This window comes from Maribacter sp. 4G9, assembly GCF_002742265.1.
GTDB lineage: Bacteria > Bacteroidota > Bacteroidia > Flavobacteriales > Flavobacteriaceae > Maribacter.
This window is the reverse complement of record NZ_MDGL01000105.1, coordinates 1-527: the sequence shown is the minus strand read 5'-3', so window position 1 is coordinate 527 and position 527 is coordinate 1. Positions and strand designations below refer to the sequence as shown.

Below are 527 nucleotides of genomic sequence, written 5' to 3'. Positions count from 1 at the left end.
GATGCCGCGTTTTTGGAGTGCCTTCAAAAAACCGTTGAGCTCGTCACCGGTCTTGAACTGTTTAAAAAAATTGTCGTCGAATAATTCCTCGTTCTTCATAATGGTGTGAAAATTTAAAGTTAAAAAAATAGCGGGGGCATGCCCCCGCTATTTTTTTATTTACACACTTTATGAGATAGTCCCACTTCGTATGAAATCTTCTTTCTTTTGGCTAACCGATGCTTCCACATAGGTATATTGACTGCTGCCAAGTACACATACAAACACTTCTAGCTCTTGAAGCTCTCCCGTATCACGATCTACAATGGTGAGTTTCTTGCCCGTATAATCTATGAATAGTTTGTCGCCAGCCTTATGGGTAAGATGCATTACAGGGGACACCTCTTTGGTCCATTCGGTATACCAGTATCTGAATTGTGATAATTTAAAACCGTCGGGGTGCTTTATGTAATACTCTTGCCAAAGTAATTGTTTAGTGACTCCCGTTTTACGAAGCTCTTTATCAAAATAAGGAAAGTATTTCTCTA

The 527-nt window shown here is 39.5% G+C and carries 1 pseudogene; it reads right to left on the bottom strand.

The features are described from left to right. Positions 1-168: 168 nt before the first annotated feature. Positions 169-527, bottom strand: a pseudogene (locus BFP75_RS10890) (IS21 family transposase); the annotation flags it as partial.